Annotated in this window: 1 protein-coding gene and 2 pseudogenes; 2 read left to right on the forward strand and 1 reads right to left on the reverse strand. The window is 65.7% G+C overall.

Annotation, left to right across the window (positions count from 1 at the left end):
- Window positions 1–229: 229 nt before the first annotated feature.
- Both ABZS42_RS31855 and ABZS42_RS31860 read left to right on the forward strand, forming a co-directional pair.
- Window positions 230–439 (forward strand): annotated as a pseudogene (locus tag ABZS42_RS31855) (leucine zipper domain-containing protein); the annotation flags it as partial.
- A 269-nt stretch (window positions 440–708) separates the two neighbouring features.
- Complete coding sequence (locus tag ABZS42_RS31860) at window positions 709–1386, forward strand: class I SAM-dependent methyltransferase (protein ID WP_355151666.1); 678 nt, start codon at window positions 709–711, stop codon at window positions 1384–1386.
- A gap of 118 nt (window positions 1387–1504) precedes the next feature.
- On the opposite strand, the pseudogene ABZS42_RS31865 reads toward ABZS42_RS31860, so the two are convergent.
- Window positions 1505–2388 (reverse strand): annotated as a pseudogene (locus tag ABZS42_RS31865) (IS630 family transposase); the annotation flags it as partial.
- Window positions 2389–2499: the final 111 nt, after the last annotated feature.

The following is a 2499-nucleotide window of genomic DNA, read 5'->3' on the forward strand; positions in this document are numbered from 1 at the left end:
GCGCCGCCCACACATTGGCCGACGCCGCTTCCGGCATCGCCAACCTGCACAACATCGCCCTGATGAGCTGAACACCAACCCGGTACCCGGCAACGCCTTCACGGAGTTACGAGACAACTCTTAGGTGTTCTGTCCACGGACGTTGGTGACAGGACTTAGATCTTGAAATGGGGGAGGACCTCCGGGTGAGGTGGAGCTTGTCGAAGGTTCACACCCGCCGGAGGTCCTCATGGTCCACCGTAATGCTCCGTTGTCCGAGACCGGCAGGCTGCGTCTGGCCCGTTGTGTGGTGCACGATGGCTGGCCGCTGCGCCGGGCTGCGGAGCGTTTCCAGGTCAGCCCGACGACAGCCAAACGGTGGGCCGACCGCTACCGAGCCGGCGGTGAGACCGCCATGGTCGACAGATCCAATCGCCCCCACCACACGCCGATGCGCACCTGCGACATCAGACCGTGTCGTCACACAACCTCGACCAACCTGCCTGGACAGCACACCTAGTGGGCTGTCCACGAACATTTGCCGGGTTCAGACACGTCGGACGGCTTGTGCCGGCTGGCAACAGCCGGGTGCGGGATCAGTCGACGAGGACGGCCCAGGCGCTCATGACTGTTGACCTTGCCCAAAGGTGAAGGCTGACACTGTCTGTGGCGAGCGAGTTGGCGAGGCGAGCGCTTGTCGCTGACCGAACACCGATGAGAGGGGCTTGTATGGATGACGACGTTCTCCTGGCAGAACAGATGGCCTACTACCGGGCCGGTGCGGCGGAATACGACCGGCCCTATGCAGAGCACGAAGACCTGCGGAGGTTGCTGGCTGTCGTCGATGACCTTCCGATCGCCGGGGATGTGCTCGAGTTGGCCTGCGGAACGGGTCAGTGGACCTCTTTGCTCGCCGCGCGGGCGCATACGGTGACAGCTGTCGATGCGGCATCCGAAGTGTTAGCCCTGGCTCGGGCGCGCACCGCATCCCCTGCCGTGCAGTTCATTGAGGCCGATCTGTTTGAGTGGCAGCCGCCACGACGCTACGACACCGTGTTCTTCGCCTTCTGGCTCTCCCATGTCCCGCCGACGCGCTTGCCCGACTTCTGGAACACCGTCGCCACCGCGCTCGCGCCGGGCGGCAAAGCAGTCTTCATCGACGACGGCCCCGCTGTAGCCGCCGGCGAAGAAGTCCTCGCGAACCAGCCGACCCCGGCAGTGCTGCGCCGGCTCGATGACGGCAGCCAGTACCGCATCGTGAAGGTATTCCACGATATTCAAACCCTCACGGACGACCTCACAGCGCTGGGGTGGTCGGTCGGCATCTGGCCCATGGGTGGGAACTTCATCGGCATTGCAGAACCGCCGACTACCCCAGGCAAACCCGCAACCGCGCCGGCATCCTGAGCCGGGCGGTGCCGTACCGGCACGGCCACCCGCGCTCGCCAGAGGTCGTCTGTTGACGAGAGTCCCGTTACCCCTGGAGCGCAGCCGGACGGCACAAGCCGCCCGGCGCGTCTGAGCGTCAGGCGGCCTTGGTGCGGGGTCGTCCCCAGCGGTGTTGGCGTTCGCTGCGGACGCGGGCGCGTTCTCGGCGTTGGGCGGCCAGGACGTCGGGGTGACGGGCGTTGGCGTTACGCCAGCGCAGGTATTTCTGCATCTCACGGGCCAGAATGGTGTGGTTCGGATGGTTCGAGTTCGCCATGGTGAAGGTGCGTAGCGGTCCGAACTGGGCCTCGATCGGGTTCGCCCACGAGGCGCTGGTCGGGGTCAGGCAGAGTTCGACCTTGTTCCGGGCCGCCCATCGACGGATAGCCGGGGTCTTGTTCGCCGACAGGTTATCCAGGATGACGTAGATCGGCGCGCCGTCCGGGCGTGCGGCCCGGATCGATTTCAGGGCGGACAGGGTGTGGTCGCCGCCTTTGCGGCGGCGCATCACGCCCCAGAGTTGGTCGTCGGCGAAGCTGTAACAGCCGTGGAAGTAGCGGATGCCGTGCGTGCGTTTGTAGGTTGCGGGCAGCCGGTCCGGATGCGATCGCGGCGCCCACCCACCACCGTGGTGCGGGCGGATCGACAGCGGCCCGAACTGGTCGAAGGCGAAACACCGCTGCGGAGACCGGGTGGTGACCTCTTCGATCCGGTCGAGTTGGCGTCGAAGTCCGGATCCGATGATTCCTTCCACGTTCGCGTGCGTTGCCAGCTGACCTGGTTGTCGCGCAGCAGCTGCGGTAGCCGTTCCCGGCCGATGATCACCTGCCGGCTGGCGTCGGTGGCGAGATAGTCGGCGAGTTTGCGCAGGCTCCAGCGGGTGAACGGCCGCCCCAGTTTCTCGGGGCGGGTGTTGGCCGTCTCGACGATGAACTGCTCCTCGTCAGGACTGATCTGGCGGGGACGGCCACCCGCCCACTGAGACACCCCATGCCGGTTCGGTGTCAAGCAGTAGCGGCTGATTGATGCGGCCAGGCGATGTTCTCGTCGTAAGCGGTGCCGGTTTTCAGGCAACCGTGGAGGATGCCGACC

Source organism: Micromonospora sp. NPDC005367 (genome assembly GCF_040606825.1).
In the GTDB taxonomy this organism is placed as follows: Bacteria; Actinomycetota; Actinomycetes; order Mycobacteriales; family Micromonosporaceae; genus Micromonospora.